The organism is Veillonellaceae bacterium (assembly GCA_025992895.1).
GTDB lineage: Bacteria > Bacillota > Negativicutes > Veillonellales > Dialisteraceae > Dialister.
This window is the reverse complement of sequence record DAJPGA010000001.1, coordinates 1642058-1665447: the sequence shown is the minus strand read 5'-3', so window position 1 is coordinate 1665447 and position 23390 is coordinate 1642058. Positions and strand designations below refer to the sequence as shown.

Genomic DNA, 23390 nt, shown 5'->3' with positions numbered 1-23390 from the left:
CGGCATAGAAATGAGTCAGCTTTACACATTGATTCGTGATACGACGAATCTGACTGAAGTGCAGGCTAAAATTCTGGATCATGAACAGGTTGCCCTTCAGTTTGCAGCCGATATTTCAAAGAATCAGGTGTACTTGTGCGCCAAAGGGAAAAATTCTGATATTTCAGTCATCCTGCTCTCTGTCCGGCCTTCCTATACGCACAGCCAGACTTTTTTCAAGGCGGGAGATACGTTTTTGAGGGATGAATTATCCATTGTCGAAAATGTTTTCAGTACGGGAAGAAAAGTCGCCGGCCGCATGGAGCTTGATCAGGGGAGAAAAGTCGCAGTTACAGGATATCCTATCGTTGATAATGCAGGCGTTCCATTTGCCGTCGTCTGTTTCGTATCCAGCTCGCTTGATCAGCAGCAGGTCCTGACGGATACAGGAAGCCTTGCGCTTCAGGTACCGTTTGATGGGAAGGATTATTATGGCATACGTCCGCAGGACGGTGTCATCATACTGGATTCATTAGGCCGCATCATTTATTCCAATGATATGGCTAATGATTTATACATGGTTCTTGACAAAGAAGCCGTTGAAAGCCAGGAAATTATCGGTCACACAATCGTACGGTTTCCGCTTGTCGATGAAGTCATGAAAACGGGAAGGCCTGTTTTCGGCGATGAAGTTTCCGAAAATATGACGCTTTCGGCCTGGGGGCTTCCCATTATTTCTGGCGGCAAGGTAACAAGGACTGTACTGATCCTCACGGATGTCACCGCAATTCGTGAAAAGGAAAAGCAGATACTTGTCAAGGATTCTGTCATCAAGGAAATCCATCACCGCGTCAAGAACAGCCTCAATACGATAGCAGGAATGCTCCGTATGCAGGCAAGGCGCGCCAAAGATCCGGATACGAAGGACGCCTTGAAGCGTTCAGTAAACAGGATACTTGGTATTTCACAAATTCATGATATCCTGGCAAGCCAGAGTGGCGGACAGATCGATATGGATGTGCTGCTTGACCGTATCTGCAAATTGTCTGTGGACAGCCTGACGTTCTGCCCGGTTCGGGTAGTCCGCGAAAAGGGCAGTGATCCGCTGATTGTAGATTCTGAAAAAGCAGTTCCGCTGGCGATTGCAGCCAATGAGCTCATCCATAATGCGATTGATCATGGTTTTAATGGTATGGACAAGGGGATTCTTATCGTCGGAACATCTCTGGATGAAGAGAAACTTCATGTTTATATTAAAAATAATGGGCATCCTTTATCGCCTGAAGTCAAAGACATGAATTCATCCGGGCTAGGGCTTCAGATTGTAAGGAATTTAGTGGAAATAGAATTAAAGGGAAGCTTCGAACTGAGAAATGATGGAGAGTTCGTAACAGCTGATATTTATTGCCCGAGGGCATTGATGGGAGCATAGCAGAATGGCAGAAGTGTATAAAATCGTAATTGCAGATGATGAAGCACTCATCTGCATGGACCTCAAGGAAATGCTGGAAGAAGCAGGCCATGAAGTCGTAGGTGTAGGATCCGACGGGGTTGAAGCTTTGGAATTAACAAAGAAGCTCAATCCGGATCTTGTAATACTTGATGTTAAGATACCCCGGCTTGACGGTATCCAGGCAGCCAAGATGATTGCCCATGACAATCTGGCACCCGTCGTACTCCTGACAGCTTTTGGCGATGAAGACATCATTGAAAAGGCAAAAAAATCCATGGTTTTCGGATATGTGATGAAACCGGTCAGCGAGAGGTCTCTCTTTCCGGCCATCCAGATTGCAGTAAGCCAGTTCCGCCAGAAAAACGAGATCGTTCACCGGATCAAGGACATGGAACGCGAAATGGCTGCCCGGAAGATCATAGACCGCGCCAAGGGCCTTCTTATGGACTTCTATCATATTTCTGAAGATGAGGCTTACAGGAGAATGCAGCAGACAAGCATGAAAAGAGGCATTGCACTCTCCGAAGTCGCACAGAAGGTTGTGAAGGAAATCATGGCCAGAAAGAACAAATAGGCTGTAAGTTGTAGAAAGGAGATTCTTATTATGGAATTCACATTTTATGGACATGCATGCTTTAAAATCGATACAGGAAAAGAGTCGCTTCTTTTTGATCCGTTCCTGAGCGGAAATTCGCAGGCGGCTGTTTCTGCTGACAAGGTTGAATGCGATTATATCCTTCTTTCCCATGCTCACGGAGATCATTTCGACGATGCAGACAAGATTGCCAGCCGCACGGGCGCATGCGTCATAGCGATTCCTGAGGTGATTTCGCTCTTTTCAAAGAATGTCTCCAATTTCCAGCCTATGAATCTGGGCGGATCTTTTAAAGCCGACTTTGGCAAGGTAAAAATGGTGCAGGCTTTCCACAGCTGCGGAGCTCCGGGAGGCACGCCCTGCGGGTTCATCATGCAGTTTAACAACGGGAAGACTGTCTATTATTCAGGAGATACGGCTCTCTTTGGAGATATGAAGCTGTTTGGCGAACTGTATGATATTGACTATGCAGTCCTTCCAATCGGAGACAACTATACAATGGGACCAGACGATGCTTTGATTGCTGCCAGGTTCCTGAAGGCAAAATGTGTAATTCCTGTTCATTACAGCACCTGGCCAGTCATCGAACAGAATCCGGCTGATTTCAAGGAAGAAGCACAGAAACAGGGAATTGAAGTAAAAATCGTAAAACCTGGAGAAAGTTTGGAACTGTAATTCTTTGATAAAAGAGGACTGCGTCTGCAGGATGCCGCCCTCTTTCATCATTTCCGGTGAATTTTAAAGCGGATTAGGAATTTGGATGCTTTGAATGGAAAAGGGTGCTACATGAATAATAAAAAACAAAAATTTTTCGAGTCGCTCTCCGTGCAGCTTAATTCATACATTGAGGCAGAGAAAGTGATTGACCAGTTTATTTCTAATGATCTGGATGCTTTTCAGGGAAAAAGACTGTTTCAGCATGCTCTAGGAAGTACGGACAGTGATATGGAAGCCGTATTTGAGCGGATCGTCAAAGCATATAAAGATGCAGCCGGCTATGGATATGGTGTCAGAGCATTTGGATTAATGAAATCAATGCATGACCATTTAATCGGTCTCTTCAATGAATTATCATCCTATCAGGCCGAGAAAATACCTGATGAAATGAATCTTGTCTGGGATCTTTGCAAAGCAGGTGCATTGGAAGTTTCAAAAGTTCTTGAATATACCAAAGGATTTGAAGAAAATAATCTGAAGGCCGAAGCCAGATGCCTTAAAATTCATAATTTCAAGAGCAGGGGAGACGAAGCTGTCAGGGAATCACTTGCGGCTGTTTATGGAATGAATAACAGCATAGACATCATTTACTGGAAAGACGTATTAAGGGAAATGGATGGCTTCTTGTCTGATATCGATCAATTCACCATCTGCCTGCAGAAACTCCTTGCCATGGAATAGGATGGAATGCATTTTTAATAATTTATAATCTGGGTGTTGGATTTTCTGATCATTTTGGGTATAATATAGGTACATGGAGGAAATGCCATGAGATAGAATTTCTATCTGGTCAAATTGATGATTATTTCCCTGATTATCAATTCGGCTGCGGACTATGCATACTCCTCAATGATAGTCTTGCACAAGAAAAGCGGTTGATACCGCTTTTTTTGTTTGCCTGAAACGGGGTTTCATCCTTTTTATAACGTTTCCTGATTTTTGTAGAAGAGTCTAATCGTGTTATAATATTGGATATTTAGTAAATTCAGGATTTTGGAAAATATTTATAGAAGAGGAGAGGGTTTTGTTGATAGCAGGGCAGATGAGATCATATGCATGGAACGATGGCAAAGAACTTCATATTGGCAGGGATTCTCTTGTCATGGGAGTTTTAAATATAACGGATGATTCATTTTCAGACGGCGGGAAATGGAATACGCTGGAAACTGCCATACAGCATGCAAAGGATATGGTTGAAGACGGGGCAGCAATTGTAGACATAGGGGCAGAATCAACAAGACCGGGATTCACGTCCTTATCGGCAAAGGATGAGACAGATAAATTAATGAAGTTTCTTCCATCCATATTAGAGTGCTCTCCGGTACCGGTATCTGTCGACTCGTACCATTATGAGACAATGGACGCAGCACTGCGGGCCGGGGCACATATCGTCAATGATATCTGGGGATTCCAGTATGATGACGGCAGCATGGCAAGGGTAACTGCTGAATATAAAGTGCCGGCAGTCCTCATGCATAATCAGGATGGTGAAACATATGATGAAGATATCCTGGAGAGCATGAAAAAATTCTTTGACCGTTCCATTGATATTGCAGTAAGGGCCGGCGTAGAACAGGATAAGATCATTCTGGACCCGGGAATCGGTTTTGGCAAAACAGCAGAGCAGAACATGGAAGTCCTGACACGTCTGGATGAACTGACGAGGGAATTTCCTTTTCCCTGGCTTTTAGGCGTAAGCAGAAAACGCTTCATTGGTGCAATCCTGGATCTTCCGGCACCTGAAAGAGATGAAGGAACCGCTGCGGTCAATCTCTGGGGGATTGAAAAAGGATGCTCCATATTCCGCGTTCATAATGTTAAAATAAGCGCCCGTGAAATCAAGGTATGGGATGCTTTAAATCATTTCAATCAGGAAAATTGACAGTGGCAGGGTGTGAATGATGGATTATATTAAACTCAAAAACATGGCATTTTTCGGCTATCATGGCGATGAGCCGGAAGAGAAGACATTGGGACAGCGATTTTATATTGATGTCGTAATCGGCACAGATCTGTCCAAAGTCAGCCGGACCGATGACTTGAATGATTCCGTAAATTACGTGGAAGTTTTCCAGATTGTGAAGCGCGCGGCCGAAGGAGGCCCCTACAAGCTCCTGGAAAAACTGGCAGGCGTGATTAATGAAGAAGTCATGGAAAAATTTCCGCAGGTTGAAGAAATCGTAACCACCGTCCATAAGCCGGGTTCGCCCATTCCTGGCATCCTGGATGATGTATCCGTTACGATAAAAAAAGAAAGACAGGTTTGACGGTTTAGAAATGTTGAATTCATTGAAAAGAAATTCCTATATTATCTCGCTGGGATCTAATATGGGAAATTCAGCTGAGATTCTCTCTGGATCCGTCAGGACACTGAATCAGGATGAAAGGCTCAGGGTCCTGAAGAAATCATCCCTTTATAAGACCAAGCCATGGGGGCTGACGGAGCAGGCCGTTTTCCTGAATGCCGTGATTGAAGTTTCATGGACAGGGAAACCAGAAGAGCTGATGGAATTTCTGCTGCAGGTAGAAAAATCATTCGGCCGTGTCCGCATCAGGCACTGGGGACCAAGGACGCTGGATCTGGATATGATCTATAACAGTGAAATAGAAAGCAATACAGATTTTCTAAAATTGCCGCACCCTTTTTTCTGGGAGCGGCCCTTTGTGTTGGTTCCTTTAGAAGAAATATATCCTGATTTCGTCTTTAATTGTGAAGGAATCCACCAGAGAATTCTGGAACTGGATGGATATAAGGATGTAGGGAAAACGGGCATTGCATGGTAGACAGGAGGTGAAATGATGGCAGAAAAAATAAAATGATTGATGGAAAAGAAAATACAAAAGAGGAAACTTCAGCTTTGAATGCAAAGGGGCCTGAGCTGGTTCAGATGATTGGAGACAGGCTCATATCATTGATCGATCAGAACCATCCGGGGAAATCTGTTATCATCAACGGGATCAGCGGGTCTCAGAAATCTCTGGCGGCTGCGTCTCTCTTGGCGAAATATAATATGGCTGTTATTGTGGTTCCTACGCAGAAAGATATTTTCCGGTGGGAAGAAAATTTAAAGTTTTTTGTTCCCGATGCCAGAATATTTTCATTTCCTGTCGTAGAAGAAGCCGGTTTCGAAGGCGCTTTTTCCAGTACGGAAAGGCTGAGGGAGCGCATGCGCGCCTTGTCTGCAATGATCAATGGTGAAAAGAGCATCATTATTGCGGCCGCAGTAGAAGCTGCGCAAAAAATTTCAGCTCCTTCTTCTATCAAGGATCATTTATATAAATTTGAGTTAGGCAGTGAAATCGAAAGAAGAGAGCTCCTGGAAGTACTGCAGGATCTGGGGTACGAAAGAGTCGATCAGGTTGAACGGTGCGGACATTTTTCTGTCAGGGGCGATATCGTCGATATTTATCCGATCAATGAAATCCATCCTGTGAGAATTGAATTCTTCGGTGATGAGATTGACAGCATACGTCTGTTTGATGTGGACAGCCAGCGCTCCATTGAAACACTGGAAAGTCAAAGTGTACTTCCTGTTGCGGTAAAGGGCAGCAAGAATTCATCCGTTCTCTCCTACCTTGATCATGGGATTGTCTTTTATGATGAGCCGCAAAGGGGCGAGGAATCCTTAAAGCAGTTCTTTAAGGAAGAAAAAGCCAATGCGGGCAAGGCTTTCCTCTGGAGCGAGCTCATCCATGCGGCCCGAAAACAAACGAATCAGGGAATTGTATTCTCACTTCTCAAGAGGGAACTCGAGGAATTCAAGCCTTCTGCGTATCACAATTGGAACGGGCAGGAGATGACGAATTATCAAAGGCAGATTCCCATTTTTACTGCCGATTTGAAATCCCTTCTGAATAAGAAATGGAAAACTGCTATTGCCATCCCAAGGGCTTCCGAGAAGCGAGAAATCGAGGGAATATTAACGGACCATCAGATCCCCATGTCTCTTGATATAGAAGAGGGGAAAGTGGTTCTCCTTGATGGCGTCCTGACAGAGGGATTTGAGCTTCCGGATTTTAATCTGGCCCTGATTACGGCCGGCGATATTCTTGGCAGGCAGAAACTCAGAAAGTACAGTACAAGCGGATCAAGAAAGCAGATCCGTTACTTTTCCGATCTGAATCCGGGAGACTATGTTGTTCAGCAGGTACACGGAATCGGCAGGTACCTTGGCATACGCACGATTGAATTATCCGGTGTCCACAGGGATTACATTACCATCCAGTATGCAGGATCGGATAAGCTTTATCTTCCTGTAGACCAGATCGGCACTTTGGAGAAGTACATCGGTCCGGAAGGAGAAACGCCGCGTCTTCATACCATGGGCGGAGCCAACTGGGGAAAAATTCGCTCAAAGGCGAAAAAATCCATTCAGGAACTGGCTGAAAAGCTTTTGGACGTGTACGCAAAGCGTGAACTGGCAAAGGGAATTGCCTTTGCGCCAGATACGGCAGAACAGGTTGAATTTGAGGATTCATTCCCTTATGTCGAAACAGAAGATCAGGAGAATGCTATTTCCGTCATCAAGAAGGCTATGGAAAAGCCCACACCGATGGATATGCTCCTTTGCGGGGACGTTGGATTCGGGAAGACGGAAGTGGCGATGAGAGCCGTTTTTAAATGTGTCATGAGCGGCTATCAGGCTATGGTTCTGTGTCCTACGACGGTCTTGTCAGAGCAGCATTATAAAAACTTCAAGTCCCGCATGGATTCCTTTGGCGTCAATATTGCGGTGCTTAACAGATTCACAAAGGCTTCTGAAAGGACAAAGATACTCCGTCAGCTTGAGTCCGGTGAGCTGGATGTTGTCATTGGGACTCATTCTGTCCTGAACAAAAAGATAAAGTGCAGGAGACTGGGACTGCTGGTCGTAGACGAAGAGCAGCGCTTTGGTGTCGTACAGAAGGAAAGAAGGAAATCACTGGCAGAAGGAATCGATGTATTGACTCTTTCGGCAACACCGATACCAAGAACGCTCCATATGAGTCTGACAGGCCTTCGTGATATGGTCACGATCACAACGCCGCCTCCTGGAAGACATGCGATACAGACCTATGTCAGCGAGTACGACGATTCCATCGTCATTGACGCGATTCTTAGGGAAAAAGAGCGAGGCGGTCAGTCATTCTTTGTTTACAACAGGATTGAGACAATGCCTGCCATGCTGGATCATTTGAAGAGCATACTGCCGGATACGATATCGATTGGAGTTGCCTATGGGCGGATGGATGGCGCAGTCCTTGAAAAAGTGATGCTTGATTTCTATCAGGGAAAATATGATGTCCTGCTTTGCACAACCTTGATTGAAAACGGGCTGGATCAGCCAAATGCCAATACGATGCTGGTCTATGATGCAGACAAGCTTGGTCTTTCCCAGATTTATCAGATGCGCGGAAGAGTAGGGCGTTCCGATAAAATCGCACGTGCCTGGTTCTTCTACAATAAGGATAAGGTACTTAGCGAAGTTGCGGAAAAGCGTCTGAATACCATAAGAGAATTTACTGAACTCGGGAGCGGCTTCAAAGTCGCTATGCGTGATCTGGAAATCCGCGGTGCAGGCAATCTTCTGGGATCGGCCCAGCATGGCAATATCGCAAGCGTCGGATTTGCAGCGTACTGCTCCATGCTTGAGGAGGCTGTACAGCGTCTGATGGCAGAAAGAGAACATAAGCCCCTTCCGAAGAAACTGCCGAATACCACTATCGAATTCCGTCAGGATGCGTACTTGGATTCCAAGTACATCAGCAATGAAGAGCAGAAGATGGAAATTTACAGAAGACTGGCATCCATGGAAGACGAGAAAGAGCTGGCAGATTTGATTGATGAGGCAGTCGACCGCTATGGGACCCCGACGGAACCAGCCGAAAAACTGTTTTCCATTTCCCTTGTCAGAATAAAGGCCAGAAAACTTGGAATAGGGAGTGTCATTGACGAAGGGGATTCCATGCTTCTTACATGGGCGGATGAGGATTTCATGCATGGTTGGAATCCCAACCTTCTTCCAAAGGCGCTTATTCCATACCTGCATTTCCTTCCGGGAAATCCGGCAAGGCTGAGAATCAGGAAGGAAGGAATCAAGGGCAGCCCCATGAAATGGCTTGGCGGTTTCCTGAATGAGCTGATGAGCGAGATCCATCATACTTCCCATTAGATTTGCAGTGCATGAGAAGTCTGTATTTATGGGATTCTGCTTTACATTTATCAGCAAATCTGTTATGATTATATAAGTTATGTTTTTTTTGAGGGGCTTTTCCATATCTTTTAATCAGGTGAAAAATGCGTAAAAATTCGTTTATCCAGGGTGCGTTGATCTTGACGGTAGCAGGGATTATCGTCAAGTTCATTGGGGCATTCAGTCGTATCTATCTGTCAAGACTTCTTGGCGGCGAAGGGATCGGGCTCTACCAGATGGCTTATCCGATCTACCTGCTTTGCCTTTCGGTATCATCAGCAGGTCTTCCTGTGGCTATTTCAATCATGGTTGCAGAAAGAAACGCAGTCAACGATTACTTTGGCGGGCAGAAGGTATTCCGCATATCGCTCGTGACATTGGTTTTGACAGGACTCTTTTTCAGTCTCCTGCTTTTCTTCGGAGCCCAGTGGCTGGTCGACAGTGAAATTGTCCGCGACCAGAGAGCTTATTGGTCACTCCTTGCTTTGTCCCCGGCCGTTTTCTGTGCAACGCTTCTTGCGACGCTCAGAGGTTACTTCCAGGGGCTTCAGCTGATGACACCGACAGCTGTTTCACAGATACTTGAACAGGTCGTCCGTGTTGTTGCCATGATTCTTTTTGCCGTCGTCCTTCTTCCTTATGGACTGGAATACGGGGCTGCCGGCGCAACCCTTGGCGCAGCACCGGGTGCTTTTGTCGGCATACTGACACTTCTTGTTTTTTATTACATGACCCGCGGATGGAGAAATGAACTGGCATCTGAGCAGGATCCATCCATCAAGCCGCAGAGTGTAAAGACAATTATCAAAAGACTGCTTGTTCTTGCCATTCCTGTGTCGCTGGCAAATATCATGCTTCCGATCGTTTCATTGATCGATCTTTTCATTGTTCCAAGAAGGCTTGAAGTTGCTGGTTTTACGATTGAACAGTCAACAACATTCTTCGGTTATCTGACCGGCATGGCAACGGCTCTTGTCAACATGCCTACCATCGTTACGGCATCCCTGGCAGCAAGTCTTGTTCCTTTCGTTTCAGAAGCTATCGCGCAGAAACGCGGCGACATGGTACTTAAAAGAACTGATACCGCGATGCGCCTGGCCAATCTGATTACTATTCCTTCCTTTGTCGGAATGTGTGTGATTGCCACACCAATTTCTGCCATGCTTTATGCAACTCCGGATGCTGGTCCGTGCATTGCAATCATGAGCTTTGGCATTTTCCTTCTTGGCGTACAGCAGGTAACAATGGGCGTTCTGCAGGGGATGGGCAAGACGGCCATACCTTTCCTGAACATGGTTGCCAGTGCATGCTGCAAGATGTTCCTTTCCTGGAACCTCACCGCTCTTCCAAACTGGGGCGTTTTAGGTGCGGCATGGGCAACAAACGCAGACTTTGGCGTTGCAGCCATTCTCAATTTGATTTTCCTTTATAAATACAGACATTACACAATGGACATAAAGCATACGGTCAAGCTCTTCATCGCTGCAGCCGTTATGGGTGTGGTTGCCTATGGATCTTATCACGGCTTTTACAGCCTGATTCACAGCAATACGCTTTCTACCCTGATTGCAATTGCCTTGGGCGGAGTTGTTTACATTGTCGGCATCGTGCTGATTCGTGCTGTAACACCTGACGATGTCAGGGAGATTCCAAAGATCGGCACACGCCTGGCCGCTATTGTGGAAAAGATGAGTCTCAAAAAGTAATATATTGCTTAGGCAATGGAAGCATAGTAAAAAGACCACGGAAAATATCCGTGGTCTTTTTACTATGCAGCTGATTTAAATGACGCGGCTGGCATTTGCTAGGCAGCGCTCTGTTTCAGATACGATATCTTCAACGATTTCCTGTACGGGCTGGATCTTTGTCAAATGGGTCAGTGACATGCCGGCGAGGATAAAGCCGTTTTCTGTGTCGCCTTCAATGGCCCCTTTTCTGTTTGTCCCTCTGGAAAGTGCAGTCAGGGTGCTCAAAGGAGCGCCGCTGTATTCTTCCTGCAGATACTTATCAGAGAATTTATTTCTTAATCCTCTGACGCTGTCTCCGGTAGTGAAGCCGCAGACAACAGAATCCGTATCGCTGGCATTGATGATGGCCTGCTTGGCATTGGGATGGAGCAGGTGGCATTCCTCTGCAAGAAGGAAGCGTGTACCCATCTGGACTCCTGAAGCGCCCATGATCAGAGATGCCGCAACGCCTCTTCCGTCCACGATGCCTCCGGCTGCAACCAGCGGAATCTCGATGTCAGGAAGAATGTTTTCCAGAAGAGCCATGAGTGTTACTTTCCCGTCATGTCCGCCCGCTTCCATGCCTTCAACGATGATGGCATCAGCTCCGGCATCCTGCACACGCTTGGCAAGCTTTGCATTTGGAACAACCGGAATGCATTTGATGCCTGCATGATGAAGCGGCTCAAACCATGGGAGGGGATTGCCTGCACCAATGGTTACGAAAGGAACTTTCTCATCACAGATTACCTGAGCAACGTCATCGACGTTTGGCGCCTGCAGCATTAAATTGACGCCGTAGCATTTCCCGTTTCCTAAAATATCTTTGGCCGTTCTGATACTGTCCCTGACTTCATCTGCAGAGAATCCGCCGGATCCTATGACGCCTGCGCAGCCTGCATGATTCATTGCAGCCGCCAGCACTCCGTCTGAAATATAGGCCATTGCACCCTGAATGATGGGGTAATCAATACTGAGGAGCTTCGTTAACCTTGTGTTCCATGACATAATATCCATCTCCTTGCGATATGAAAATACCGGATTAAAGTGAAATTTCATAATGGACTTTGCTTGATGCCTTATGAAGACCGGTTTATTATTCTTTTCCCATTATACCTGCTTTATGTAAAATAGGTAAGTTTTAAGCCCTATCATGCGGATTACCGGAAGACAAATGCATAATGAATGCATGAAAGCAGCTATTTGACCACTCTGCAATGCACAAATTTCATGTAACGATAAAACACATGAAGATATCTGCCCGAGACGAACCTTGATGAGGAAATGATATAAAAACTAATAAAGGCTTTGATTTTAGCAGAGAATCAATGAGGAAATATCAGCCTTTCCTGCACGTAAAATGCAGGAATAAGTATATATTACATAATTTTAATGCACATTATAGCTAAATAATGTATACTTAATTATAGAATTAATGGCAGTTGTTGTAGTATTATTAACTGCGTGATATACTGTAAGGGTAGAGTTCAGGCTTTTCTCTATCCCTAATTTCATAAATATATGATACGGAAGTGATAAAGGTGGAAGAGGACTCCTTAATGATGCTTCTTGTGCCGGAGATGATGATTGAAGCACAGGAGCGGTATGAAATCCTCAGGCAGATCCATGCAGCACAACCGGTCGGAAGACATCTTTTAACCGTACAGACGGAATTGTCAGACAGCATTATTCGGAAACACATTGAAGAAATGGAGCGGACCGGGCTTTTGATTTACAGGCCTTCCGGGATCAGTTTGACCAGCAAGGGCGAATCACTCCTGGAGCCGCTTTCCCATTATTTCCGGAAAAGTCCTTTTTCCGATAAGATGGCAGCATCTTTGCAGAAAATTTTATCGATGAAAAAGGTCATACTGGTGCGGGGAGATTCTGATGAGAAGCAGTCCGTAAGAGGTGATATAGCCCAGGAGGCCACATTAGCCCTGATTCGTCTTATAAGAGATGATGATATAGTGGCAGTGAGCGGCGGAGCTTTAATGGCTGAACTGGCGGAAATTCTTCCCCAGCTTCACATGAATGTGGATGTTTTACCGATCAGAAGAGGATTTGGCAGGAGAATAGATTTTTTACCAAATAATGTGGCAGCTCATATGGCTGAAAAATTAGGAGGGAAGTATCACATCCTTCAAATACCGGATGGATTGAGTCCCGAGTTTTTCTACAAGCTGAAAAAAGAATTGCCGCAAATTAATCAGACAGAAGAATTGTTTTCAAAAGCGGGTATATTGGTTACTGGTATAGACAGCGCAGAGGATATTAAGAAGTATCACGAACTTCCGGCGGATGTAACAAGGCGGCTGGAAAAGGAAAATGTATCCGGCGAAGCTCTGGGACTATATGTCAATGCGAAAGGAAAGATCTTATATCGTCTGTATAATGTCGGTATTTCCAGAGACGATATACCAGCAATACCACATATATTAATTACTGCAGGCGGAAGTCATAATGGGGAAGCAATCCTTGCTGTGGCAAGAGCAGGAATACGCGGAGTCCTCGTTACTGATGAAGGGGCCGGCAGAAAAATACTTCAACTAGTTTCAGGTGAAAAAGCGACAACAGGAGGTTGCAAAGATCATGGTTAAAGTCGGAATTAATGGATTTGGCAGAATTGGAAGACTCGTATTTCGCGGCATGCTGAAGAGAGACGATCTGGAAGTCGTTGCTATTAACAATCCAAGCGGGGTTGAAACAGCTGCTTACCTTCTTAAATACGATACTGTTCACGGAAGACTTGATGAAAAGGTAGAAATTGACGGCGACGATTTGATCATTGAGGGCAAACGTGTTCATGTTTTCCAGGATCGTGATCCGGAGCATCTGGACTGGAGCAAGTATGGTGTTGAAATCGTTGTCGAATCCACAGGCAAGCTGAAAGATAAAGTCAGCGCCGGTAAACATATCAAGGGAACTGTGAAAAAGGTTATTATCACAGCACCGGGCAAAGATGATGACGCAACGATTGTTATGGGCGTCAATGAAGAAACATATGACCCGAAGGCAGACAATATCATTTCCAACGCTTCCTGCACGACAAACTGCCTCGCTCCGGTTGTAAAAGTACTGCATGAACAGTTCCACATTGTACGCGGACTTATGACAACCGTTCATTCCTATACGAATGATCAGGCCATTCTTGAAAAAGCACACAAGAAGGATCCAAGAAGAGGCCGTGCTGCTGCAGAAAATATTATTCCGACTTCCACAGGTGCAGCAAAGGCAATCGGCATTGTCATTCCTGAAATGAAAGGCAAACTGAACGGGCTGGCTATCCGCGTTCCGACCCCGGACGTATCCCTGGTCGACTTGGTTGTTGAACTGGAAAAGACAGTTACAAAGGAAGAAGTCAACGAAGCATTGAAGAAAGCCGCTGAAGGTGAATTGAAGGGAATCCTTGCTTATACGGATGAACCCCTTGTATCCAGCGATTTCCGTACGACAAATGTAAGCTCTACCGTTGACAGCCTGCTCACCATGGTTATGGACGGCAATCTTGTCAAAGTTATTGCATGGTACGATAACGAATGGGGTTATTCAATGCGTATCATTGATCTTGTAGCTTATGTTGCATCGAAAGGACTGTAATGATGAACAAGCAGACAGTGTATGATCTTAAGCCTGAAGGAAAGGTTGTATACATCCGTGTCGATTATAATGTTCCCCATGATAAAGAGGGGAATATTCTGGATGACCGCAGAATCCGGGCTACAATTCCAACAATTCAGTATCTTCTGAATCAGGGCGCAGCCATTGTCCTGGCCAGTCACATGGGAAGGCCGAAGGGTGAATATAAAACAGAATTATCTCTCCGTCCTGCTGCAGTCCGTCTGGCAGAACTTTTACAAAAAGAAGTCAAATTCATTCCGGACTGCATTGGCCCTGAAGCTGATCAGGCCAAAGAAGAACTGAAGCCGGGCGAGATTATTCTTCTTGAAAACTTAAGATTCCATAAGGAAGAAGAAAAGAATGATCCGGATTTTGCCAAAGCTCTTGTCAAAGGATGCGATCTGGCTGTTAACGATGCTTTCGGCGTATCCCACCGTACACATGCATCCATCGTAGGCGTTGGAAGACTTCTGCCTATGGTATCCGGTCTTCTTCTTAAAAAGGAAATTGATTTCCTTGACGGCGTCATCGAACATCCGGAAAGACCATTTGCTGCGATTATAGGCGGAGCCAAAATCAGTGACAAGATCCAGGTTATTGCAAACCTGATGGAAAAAGCAGATGTCATCCTGATTGGCGGCGGCATGGCGAATACATTCGTTGCAGCCCAGGGTTATGACATGGGCGAATCCCTGCAGGACAAGGACCGCTTTGATTTGGCAAGAAACCTTATGAAGAAGGCAAATGATCTTGGATCGAGCATCATGCTGCCGGTTGATTTCATGGCAGGTGATTCATTCTCCGCTGAAGCAAAGACAAAGGTTCTTTCGGCAGAAGAATTCTCCAGCCCGTGGATGGCGCTTGATATCGGTCCTAAGACCATTGACCTTTATGTTGAAACATTGCAGAAAATGAAGACTGTCGTCTGGAACGGCCCGATGGGCGTTTTCGAAATGGAGCCATTCTCAAAGGGAACCTATGCAATAGCTAAGGCTATGGCATCCCTCAATGCGACGACTGTCATTGGCGGAGGAGAATCCGCATCGGTTGTTGATCAGCTTGGAATTGGAGACAAATTCTCTCATGTGTCGACAGGCGGCGGCGCTTCGCTGGAAATGCTTGAAGGAATGATTCTTCCGGGCGTTGCGATCCTTGCTGACAAGGAGTGATAATTTGAGGAAAAAGTTAATTGCAGGAAATTGGAAGATGAATCAGACGGTGACGGAGGCAGGTCACTATTTTGAAAAGTTTAAAGTAAAAGTCAGGGAAGATGTGGATTTGGTTTTCATTCCTCCTTTTACCGATATTCCAGTTGCCAAATTTTTTATAAGCAGATCATCGATCGGTCTTGGCGCACAGAATATGTATCCGGCGGAAAGCGGAGCTTTTACCGGAGAGATTTCGCCTCTTATGCTCAAGGATCTTGGCTGCACGTATGTCATTTGCGGACATTCTGAAAGAAGAGAGATTCTGGGAGAGAGCAATGAATTTATTGCCAGAAAGGTAAAATGTGCGCTGGATCACGATATAACTCCGATTCTTTGCGTCGGTGAAACAAAGGATGAACATGACGCAGGGAAAACAGAGGAGAAAATAGAAACACAGGTAAGGGCAGCTCTTGAGGAAATCCCTGCTGATAAGGTTTCAGATGTTGTTATCGCTTATGAACCTATCTGGGCGATCGGCTCGGGAGCAGCAGCAACAGCAGATGAAGCAGAAACTGTTGCAAAGCTGATCCGGCAGATTGTCAGAAATATTGCCGGGAAAAAAGTTTCAGATCAAGTGCGGATTCTCTATGGCGGTTCTGTCAATGCCGGAAATATCAGCGATTTTACCGGAGAAAAAGATATTGACGGCGCTTTAGTCGGCGGGGCCAGCTTAAAAACAGAAGAGTTCATTTCTATTTATCAGAAGGCTTGAGAAATCATTTTTATTAAAGGGACAGATGAAAGGGTATAGGTGGAGTTAGATTATGGCAGTCATTACGGATCTTCATGCAAGAGAAATTTTAGATTCACGTGGAAATCCTACTTTGGAAGTCGATATGTCGCTGGAGGATGGGACATTTGCCCGCGCCGGAGTTCCGTCCGGTGCTTCTACCGGCATCTTTGAAGCCACCGAACTTCGTGATGGAGATGAGACAAGGTACGGCGGAAAAGGTGTTCTTAAAGCCGTAGATAACGTAAATGGTGAAATTGCAGATGCCGTTATCGGCTGGGATGCAAGCGATCAGAGAGGGCTGGATCATATTCTGATCAACCTTGATGGGACCGAAAACAAGAGCAGACTTGGTGCAAATGCCATTCTCGGTGTATCCCTTGCCGCTGCTCATGCTGCAGCCGCATCGTTCGGACTTCCCCTCTACCAGTACCTTGGCGGAGTGAATGCACACGTACTGCCTGTTCCGATGATGAACGTTCTTAACGGCGGCGCTCATGCAGACAACAATGTTGATATCCAGGAAAGCATGATCATGCCTGTCGGAGCTTCCAGCTTCAGGGACGGCCTTCGCATGTGCGCTGAAGTATATCACACTTTAAAAGCTGTTCTTAAGGAAAGAGGACTTTCAACCGCAGTTGGAGACGAAGGCGGATTTGCTCCGGATCTTCCGTCCAATGAAGCAGCCATGGAACTCCTCTGCGAAGCTATCGAAAAAGCAGGTTATACTGCAGGAAGCGATATTGTCCTTGCTACTGACGTTGCAGCATCTGAAATCCTTGGCGACGACGGCTTATACCATTTATCCGGGGATCATGCAGCTAAGACCGCTGAACAGATGATTGAATTCTATGATCACCTGATTAGCGAGTATCCGATTGTTTCCATTGAAGACGGGCTTGGAGAAGAGGACTGGGAAGGATGGAAACTTCTGACAGATTCACTGGGAGATAAAGTACAGCTTGTTGGGGACGATCTTTTCGTTACCAATACAGAACGTCTTTCCAGAGGAATTGCAGAAGGCGTTGCCAACTCCATTCTGATCAAACTGAATCAGATCGGCACACTGACTGAAACATTTGAAGCTGTACAGATGGCACAGAGAGCCGGTTACACAGCTGTTATTTCCCATCGCTCGGGCGAAACGGCAGATACGACAATCGCTGATCTGGCAGTCGCTCTGAACGCAGGACAGATCAAGACTGGTGCGCCGTGCAGATCTGAACGAGTTGCAAAATACAACCAGCTTCTCCGCATCGAAGAAGGACTTGATGCTGATGCCTGCTATGGAAGCGAAGAACTTGCCGGCAAGCTGCGTATATTTGAAAAATAAAAAAACGGAGCTGTGACAAAATGCGCAATCATTTTGCCACAGCTCTTTTTTTATGCATCATATACAGCATGTCAATAAATTAGTGCAATCATTATGAAGAAATGATACAATAAGACGGTATAAAACGTTAAAATTATTTGGACTATAAATTACAAAGGAGAGACAACATGAGTAAAGTATTTGTTATCGGTCATAAATCACCGGACACAGACAGTATAGCTGCTGCCGTTTCCTATTCCTATTTGAAAAGACAGCTTGGCGTTGATGCCGTAGCAGCCAGAGCAGGGGAACCAAACAAAGAAACAAAGTTTGCACTTGATTATTTCAAGGTAGAAGCACCTGTTTTGCTGGAAAGCGCTGCAAGAAAGAATCCGGATGATGAAAAGACAAAACTGATTCTTGTCGATCACAATGAATCCAAGCAGTGCGTAGACGGCGCAAAGGATGCAGAAGTCCTTGAACTGATCGATCATCACAGACTGGGTGATTTTGAAACGGAAAACCCGATTTTCATCCTGATCCGCCCGGTAGGATGCGTAAACACCGTTATTTACGGCCTTTACAAGGCAAATGGAGTTAAACCGTCCAAAGAAGTTGCCGGAATGATGCTTTCTGCTATCATCTCTGATACAGTTCTGTTCAGATCCCCGACTACGACAGATGAAGACAAGGCTGCAGTCAAGGAACTGGCAGAAATTGCAGGCGTCGATTATGAAGCTTACGGCATGGAAATGCTTAAGGCGGGCGCTGATATTTCTGATTACCCGGCAGAAAAGCTTGCCCACAATGATACCAAGGAATTTGAAGCAGGCGGAAAGGTTTTCAGCTGCGGTCAGATTTCTGTTATGGATCTTGAACCGATCGAAGCCAAGCGCGCAGATATCATGAAAGTTCTTGAGGAAACCAAGGCAGAAAAACAGTATGAAGCTTCCTACCTGATGGTTACCAATATTCTGACAGAAGATACATATCTCTGGTTTACCAGCGGCGCTGAAGCTGCAGCTGAAGAAGCTTTCGGAAAGAAAGCGGAAGATAGATGTGTATATCTTCCTAAGGTCATGTCCCGTAAGAAACAGGTAGCTCCGTTCCTGTTAAAAGTATACGGAAAATAATTGATTCGATGAATGTAGGAAGAACTCATTTTTGACAGGTACAGTCATTTATGGGTTCTTCTTTTTACACTAAGGAGATTTGAGGATTTGTCTAATTATTTAAACACATTAAACGACCAGCAGTTGAAGGCTGTAAAGCAGATAGACGGACCAGTCCTGATCCTGGCAGGGGCCGGTTCAGGCAAGACGAAGTCATTGACCTGCAGGATTGCCTACATGATGGAATCGGGAATCAGTCCGTCTGAAATTCTGGCAATCACTTTCACAAACAAGGCTGCCCAGGAAATGAGGGAACGTATTCATGCTCTTGTGGGACCTTCTGCTGACAAAATCTGGATGTATACATTTCATTCCTTCGGCGCAAGGTTCCTCAGACGTGAAATCAGCAATTATCCTCCATATAATGATAAATTTACGATTTATGATTCGGATGATTCCAAAACACTCATAAAAAACATCCTCAAGGAACTGAATCTGGATGACAAGCAGTTCCAGCCCAATATCATTCAGGCGCATATATCCTCGGCAAAGGGCCAGCTGCTTGAGTCGAAAGCATTCCGCGCGCAGGTTGGATCGAACTTCTTTGCACAGAAGGTTGCCGATGTGTATGAATCTTATGACAAGCATCTGAAGCAGAATAATGCGCTTGATTTCGATGACCTTCTTTTCATGACGACAAAGCTCTTGTCGATTGAATCGATCCGGAGACGCTGGCAGGACAGGTTCCATTATATTTTGATTGATGAATACCAGGATACAAACCATGCACAGTACCTGATGGCAAAACTTATTGCAGGAAAGAATCAGAATATCTGTGCAGTCGGCGATGCTGACCAGAGTATTTATTCCTGGCGCGGCGCCGATCTCAGGAATATCATTGATTTCCAGCAGGATTATCCGTCTGCCAAGGTAATCAAGCTTGAACAGAACTACCGCTCGACGCAGACGATTCTGGATGCGGCAAACGCAGTCATTCAAAATAATTCCGGAAGACCGTCCAAGCGGTTATGGACAGAAAACAACCAGGGAAAGCCGCTTATTCTCTATACGGCTTCAGATGAGCACAGTGAGGCTGATTTCATCGTAAATACGATGAGAAAAGAACACAACGAGGAGCATCAGCTGTATGGGAATATGGCTGTCTTGTACCGCATGAATGCGCAGTCGCGAGTCATTGAAGAAGCGCTCGTAAAAAGCGGAATCGGATATACGATGGTCGGAGGGACGAGGTTCTATGACCGCGCAGAAATCCGTGATATGCTTGCATACCTCAAGCTGGTATCCAATCTTAAGGATAATGTCAGCCTTATGCGTATCATCAATGTCCCCAAGCGCGGAATAGGGGCGGCAACCGTACAGAAGCTTTCCGATTACGCAAATGAAAGAAATACATCCATGTTTGAAGCAATGATGGATCTGGACGGGCTTGATGTCTCTTCATCCACGAAGACAAAACTTCAGAATTTCATAGCTATGATGTTTGAGTTCCTGAATGCATCCACCGAGACGAATGTCTTTGGCCTGCTTCAGAAAATAATGACGGATACGAAGTATCTGGAACAGCTGCAGGAAAGTAAGGATCCGCAGGTACAGAGCCGTGAAGAAAACCTTGGTGAACTTCTGTCCGTTGCCAAGGATTTCAATAACGATAATCCTGATGGAGGGGTATCGGATTTCCTTGAAAAGGTTGCTCTTGTCAACGATGTGGATACGTATGAGAATGAAAATGACAGGGTGACGCTGATGACGATTCACAGTGCCAAGGGGCTGGAATTCCCGATTGTATTCCTGGCCGGAATGGATGAAGGCATATTCCCCGGCGTCCGTTCCCTGATGGATGAGTCCAAACTGGAAGAGGAGCGGCGTCTCTGCTACGTGGCTTTGACCAGGGCAAAGGAAAAGCTGTATTTATCCAACGCCCATATGCGTACGATGTACGGTCAGATCAAACCTTACATTCCCAGCCGTTTCATTGATGAAATTCCGCAGGACCTTCTGACGCATGTCGAGCCTGATGAACGGCAGGACAGGGCGTTCCAGGCAAGAAGGCGGGAGACGGCCAGCAGAGTCGATTATGCAATGTCGGAAGTATCTGTTGTGAATAAACCAAAACCGCAGAAAGAGCCGAAACGTTATGATTGGAAGGTAGGAGATACGGCTGTACATAACCTCTGGGGGAAGGGGAAAGTCGTTGCAGTTATGGGATCGGACAGCAAAATGATGCTGAAGATTGAATTCCCGGGAAATAAGATTCGTCAGGTCATGGTTGCATTTGCTCCAATAACGAAAGGAGAATGATTATGGTTCCTGAAGATGTGCGAGAAGAAGCCGAAAAATTGAAAAAAGAGCTTCGTCATCACAGCTATTTGTACTATGTATTGGATAAGCCAGAAATTTCAGATTATGAATTTGATCATATGTACAGGAAGCTTGTAGACATTGAGGCAAAGTATCCTGAACTTGTTACGCCGGATTCTCCGACACAGAGAGTCGGGGGAAAAGCAGCTGATGATTTCCAGAAGGTAAGATTCAGGAAGCCTATGCTGAGCCTTGCCAATGCATTCAGCGCCGATGAGCTCCGGGATTTTGACCGCAGGGTCAAGGAAGGGCTTGAAACGGACCACGTCCAGTATATTACAGAGCTTAAAATCGACGGGCTCTCAATGAACCTGATCTATAAGGACGGCGTTTTGACGCAGGGGCTGACAAGAGGCGACGGAAGAGTCGGAGAAGATGTTACAAGCAATGTAAAAACGATTCATACAATTCCGCTTTACATAGAAAACGCTCCGCCATATATGGAAGTCCGCGGTGAAGTTTACATGCCGAGAAAGAGCTTCATCATGCTCAATGAGGAAAGGGATGAAGCCGGGCTTATGCCTTTTGCAAACTGCAGGAATGCAGCAGCAGGTTCCCTGCGCCAGCTTGATCCGCATGTCACGGCTGCCCGCAATCTGGCATTCTTCGCGTATGCCTTAGGTGACATTGAAGGCCTTGAAATTTCCTCGCAGGAAGAGCTTCTGATGAAACTTTCCGAATTCCATTTCCAGGTAAACCCGAATTATAAGAAATGGGATTCCATTGAAGGAGTCATTCAGGGCGTCAATGACTGGGAAGTCCGCAGGCATGATCTTGGATATGACACTGACGGAATGGTTATAAAAGTCAATGATTTTGCGCAGCAGGAACAACTTGGCGCAACCGTCAAAGATCCGCGCTGGGCCATGGCTTATAAGTATCCGCCGGAAGAAGCTGAAACAAAAGTTGAAAAGATCGTCGTAACTCTTGGAAGGACAGGAGTCCTGACACCGTCTGCCGATCTTGAACCTGTCCATCTTGCAGGGACAGTTGTAAAAAGAGCAACTCTCCATAATATGGATTTCATAAAAGAGAAGGATATCCGCGAAGGGGATTACGTAAAGATCTACAAGGCAGGGGAAATCATTCCGGAAATAGACCGCGTGCTGAAGGAAAAACGAAATGGCTCTGAAAAACCATTTGAAATTCCGGAGGTCTGTCCGGTATGCGGAAGCCCAGTGGAACGTCCTTCCGGTGAAGTTGCTTACCGCTGCACAAATCCGAACTGCGGCGGCATAGTCCGTGAGAAACTGGTGCATTTTGCCTCCAGAGATGCCATGAATATCGAGGGGATGGGGCCGTCAGTGGTCGACAGCCTTCTGGCATACAGGCTTGTTTCTGATCCCGGTGATTTTTACAGGCTTACTCAGGATGAGCTTGAGCAGATTGAACGGATGGGAGAAAAGCGTGCTGGAAACCTGATTGCGGCAATAGAAAAGAGCAAGGAAAGCGGATTAGCAAAACTGCTCTTTGGACTGGGCATCCGTTTCCTGGGCGCAAAAGGCGCTGAGCTCGTAGCTGGAAAGTACCATACCATGGAGGAGCTCGAGAATGCCGATGTAGATGATATCCAGAGTATTGACGGAATCGGCAAGGCGACTGCTGAAAGTTTGTATAGCTTCCTGCATGACATGGAAAATATGAAGGTGCTGGATAAACTTAAAAGCGCAGGCGTCATGATGGAAGCAGCCGTCGAAGAGGAAACAGGCAGCGCCTTTGAAGGTGAAATGGTCGTGCTGACAGGAAAATTATCCAGCATGGGGCGGCGCGAAGCAGGAGATCTTATCAAAAGCCAGGGCGGCTCTGTCCAAAGTTCCATTACGAACCATACGACCCTTGTCGTAGCAGGAGAAGACGCAGGCAGCAAACTGGACAAGGCGAGAGAAAAAGGAATCCCTGTCCTTAGTGAAGATGAATTTCTGGCAAGACTTGGAAGAGCGTAATGAATGTTTCTGCATTCTTGATGCATAAGAGGGAAAAAAGATGCAGCAATGCTCTTCTATAACAGATCAAAGCCTTATTTATACGGTTTTTCCGTATCTGTGATATAATTGAAAAAGGTTTTTTCTGGTTAAAATACAGGATAAGGAAGTGTACTATGAAAATCACAATTGAGGAAGCCAAGAAGATTGCGCTTCTTTCCAGATTAGAGTTTTCTCCGGAAGATCTGGAAAAAATGCGTGAATCAATGAACAGCATTCTGACTCATATGGAAGAACTCAGCCAGTATGATACGACAGATGTTGCGCCAACGGTACATGCAGTAGAACAGTATAACGTTATGCGTGAAGATAAACCACATCAATCCTTCACAAATGAACAGGCACTTATGAATGCGCCTGAAAGTGAAGATGGATATTTTAAAGTACCAAAAATTATTTAAG

The 23390-nt window shown here is 45.7% G+C and carries 19 protein-coding genes; 18 read left to right on the top strand and 1 reads right to left on the bottom strand.

The window, feature by feature from the left end:
* The first annotated feature begins 10 nt into the window (after positions 1 to 10).
* From OIM03_07205 to OIM03_07165, 9 genes are all read left to right on the top strand, one after another.
* Positions 11 to 1411, top strand: coding sequence for a histidine kinase N-terminal domain-containing protein (locus OIM03_07205; protein ID HJI74064.1), 1401 nt, complete (start codon positions 11 to 13; stop codon positions 1409 to 1411).
* A 4-nt stretch (positions 1412 to 1415) separates the two neighbouring features.
* The gene (locus tag OIM03_07200; protein ID HJI74063.1) at positions 1416 to 2006 is read left to right on the top strand and encodes a response regulator; all 591 of its coding nucleotides are present in this window, start codon (positions 1416 to 1418) and stop codon (positions 2004 to 2006) included.
* Between the two features lie 30 nt (positions 2007 to 2036).
* Positions 2037 to 2702 carry a metal-dependent hydrolase gene (locus OIM03_07195; protein ID HJI74062.1) on the top strand — a complete coding sequence of 222 codons (666 nt, stop codon included), beginning with the start codon at positions 2037 to 2039 and terminating at the stop codon, positions 2700 to 2702.
* A gap of 111 nt (positions 2703 to 2813) precedes the next feature.
* Positions 2814 to 3425: a hypothetical protein gene (locus OIM03_07190; GenBank protein HJI74061.1), complete on the top strand. Its 612-nt coding sequence runs from the start codon at positions 2814 to 2816 to the stop codon at positions 3423 to 3425.
* A 361-nt stretch (positions 3426 to 3786) separates the two neighbouring features.
* Positions 3787 to 4626 (top strand): dihydropteroate synthase, encoded by an 840-nt coding sequence (folP, locus tag OIM03_07185; GenBank protein ID HJI74060.1) that lies wholly within the window; start codon positions 3787 to 3789, stop codon positions 4624 to 4626.
* Positions 4627 to 4642: 16 nt separating this feature from the next.
* Positions 4643 to 5011 (top strand): dihydroneopterin aldolase, encoded by a 369-nt coding sequence (folB, locus tag OIM03_07180; GenBank protein ID HJI74059.1) that lies wholly within the window; start codon positions 4643 to 4645, stop codon positions 5009 to 5011.
* Between the two features lie 10 nt (positions 5012 to 5021).
* The gene (folK, locus tag OIM03_07175; protein HJI74058.1) at positions 5022 to 5528 is read left to right on the top strand and encodes a 2-amino-4-hydroxy-6-hydroxymethyldihydropteridine diphosphokinase; all 507 of its coding nucleotides are present in this window, start codon (positions 5022 to 5024) and stop codon (positions 5526 to 5528) included.
* 32 nt (positions 5529 to 5560) lie between these two features.
* Positions 5561 to 8896 (top strand): transcription-repair coupling factor, encoded by a 3336-nt coding sequence (gene mfd, locus OIM03_07170; protein ID HJI74057.1) that lies wholly within the window; start codon positions 5561 to 5563, stop codon positions 8894 to 8896.
* A 125-nt stretch (positions 8897 to 9021) separates the two neighbouring features.
* On the top strand, positions 9022 to 10623 hold the full coding sequence (locus OIM03_07165; protein ID HJI74056.1) for a polysaccharide biosynthesis protein: 1602 nt from the start codon (positions 9022 to 9024) through the stop codon (positions 10621 to 10623).
* A gap of 75 nt (positions 10624 to 10698) precedes the next feature.
* Here the strand turns inward: OIM03_07165 and OIM03_07160 are convergent, their stop codons facing one another.
* Positions 10699 to 11652: a nitronate monooxygenase gene (locus tag OIM03_07160; GenBank protein HJI74055.1), complete on the bottom strand. Its 954-nt coding sequence runs from the start codon at positions 11650 to 11652 to the stop codon at positions 10699 to 10701.
* Between the two features lie 551 nt (positions 11653 to 12203).
* Between OIM03_07160 and OIM03_07155 the strand changes: the two genes are divergently transcribed.
* The 9 genes from OIM03_07155 to gatC all read left to right on the top strand — a co-directional run bounded on the left by OIM03_07155 (position 12204) and on the right by gatC (position 23389).
* Positions 12204 to 13244, top strand: a complete 1041-nt coding sequence (locus OIM03_07155) for a hypothetical protein (protein ID HJI74054.1) — start codon at positions 12204 to 12206, stop codon at positions 13242 to 13244.
* Positions 13234 to 14244, top strand: coding sequence for a type I glyceraldehyde-3-phosphate dehydrogenase (gene gap / locus OIM03_07150; GenBank protein HJI74053.1), 1011 nt, complete (start codon positions 13234 to 13236; stop codon positions 14242 to 14244). Before OIM03_07155 ends, gap begins: the two co-directional genes overlap by 11 nt.
* 2 nt (positions 14245 to 14246) lie before the next feature.
* Entirely contained in the window at positions 14247 to 15434 is a 1188-nt protein-coding gene (locus tag OIM03_07145; protein ID HJI74052.1) for a phosphoglycerate kinase, read from the top strand.
* A gap of 4 nt (positions 15435 to 15438) precedes the next feature.
* Positions 15439 to 16185: a triose-phosphate isomerase gene (gene tpiA, locus OIM03_07140; protein ID HJI74051.1), complete on the top strand. Its 747-nt coding sequence runs from the start codon at positions 15439 to 15441 to the stop codon at positions 16183 to 16185.
* A gap of 52 nt (positions 16186 to 16237) precedes the next feature.
* Entirely contained in the window at positions 16238 to 17536 is a 1299-nt protein-coding gene (gene eno, locus OIM03_07135; GenBank protein HJI74050.1) for a phosphopyruvate hydratase, read from the top strand.
* 167 nt (positions 17537 to 17703) lie between these two features.
* Positions 17704 to 18648 (top strand): manganese-dependent inorganic pyrophosphatase, encoded by a 945-nt coding sequence (locus OIM03_07130; GenBank protein HJI74049.1) that lies wholly within the window; start codon positions 17704 to 17706, stop codon positions 18646 to 18648.
* Positions 18649 to 18735: 87 nt separating this feature from the next.
* The gene (gene pcrA / locus OIM03_07125) at positions 18736 to 20946 is read left to right on the top strand and encodes a DNA helicase PcrA (GenBank protein HJI74048.1); all 2211 of its coding nucleotides are present in this window, start codon (positions 18736 to 18738) and stop codon (positions 20944 to 20946) included.
* Positions 20947 to 20948: 2 nt separating this feature from the next.
* Entirely contained in the window at positions 20949 to 22949 is a 2001-nt protein-coding gene (gene ligA, locus OIM03_07120) for an NAD-dependent DNA ligase LigA (GenBank protein ID HJI74047.1), read from the top strand.
* 155 nt (positions 22950 to 23104) lie between these two features.
* Positions 23105 to 23389, top strand: a complete 285-nt coding sequence (gene gatC, locus OIM03_07115) for an Asp-tRNA(Asn)/Glu-tRNA(Gln) amidotransferase subunit GatC (protein HJI74046.1) — start codon at positions 23105 to 23107, stop codon at positions 23387 to 23389.
* Position 23390: the final 1 nt, after the last annotated feature.

What these genes read in the sequence shown, in the direction of transcription:
- OIM03_07205 (HJI74064.1), top strand. Translation starts at nt 11, where the DNA reads ATGAGTCAGCTTTACACATTGATTCGTGATACGACGAATCTGACTGAA.
- OIM03_07200 (HJI74063.1), top strand. Translation starts at nt 1,416, where the DNA reads ATGGCAGAAGTGTATAAAATCGTAATTGCAGATGATGAAGCACTCATC.
- OIM03_07195 (HJI74062.1), top strand. Translation starts at nt 2,037, where the DNA reads ATGGAATTCACATTTTATGGACATGCATGCTTTAAAATCGATACAGGA.
- OIM03_07190 (HJI74061.1), top strand. Translation starts at nt 2,814, where the DNA reads ATGAATAATAAAAAACAAAAATTTTTCGAGTCGCTCTCCGTGCAGCTT.
- folP (HJI74060.1), top strand. Translation starts at nt 3,787, where the DNA reads ATGAGATCATATGCATGGAACGATGGCAAAGAACTTCATATTGGCAGG.
- folB (HJI74059.1), top strand. Translation starts at nt 4,643, where the DNA reads ATGATGGATTATATTAAACTCAAAAACATGGCATTTTTCGGCTATCAT.
- folK (HJI74058.1), top strand. Translation starts at nt 5,022, where the DNA reads ATGTTGAATTCATTGAAAAGAAATTCCTATATTATCTCGCTGGGATCT.
- mfd (HJI74057.1), top strand. Translation starts at nt 5,561, where the DNA reads ATGATTGATGGAAAAGAAAATACAAAAGAGGAAACTTCAGCTTTGAAT.
- OIM03_07165 (HJI74056.1), top strand. Translation starts at nt 9,022, where the DNA reads ATGCGTAAAAATTCGTTTATCCAGGGTGCGTTGATCTTGACGGTAGCA.
- OIM03_07160 (HJI74055.1), bottom strand. Translation starts at nt 11,652, where the DNA reads ATGTCATGGAACACAAGGTTAACGAAGCTCCTCAGTATTGATTACCCC.
- OIM03_07155 (HJI74054.1), top strand. Translation starts at nt 12,204, where the DNA reads ATGATGCTTCTTGTGCCGGAGATGATGATTGAAGCACAGGAGCGGTAT.
- OIM03_07145 (HJI74052.1), top strand. Translation starts at nt 14,247, where the DNA reads ATGAACAAGCAGACAGTGTATGATCTTAAGCCTGAAGGAAAGGTTGTA.
- eno (HJI74050.1), top strand. Translation starts at nt 16,238, where the DNA reads ATGGCAGTCATTACGGATCTTCATGCAAGAGAAATTTTAGATTCACGT.
- OIM03_07130 (HJI74049.1), top strand. Translation starts at nt 17,704, where the DNA reads ATGAGTAAAGTATTTGTTATCGGTCATAAATCACCGGACACAGACAGT.
- ligA (HJI74047.1), top strand. Translation starts at nt 20,949, where the DNA reads ATGGTTCCTGAAGATGTGCGAGAAGAAGCCGAAAAATTGAAAAAAGAG.
- gatC (HJI74046.1), top strand. Translation starts at nt 23,105, where the DNA reads ATGAAAATCACAATTGAGGAAGCCAAGAAGATTGCGCTTCTTTCCAGA.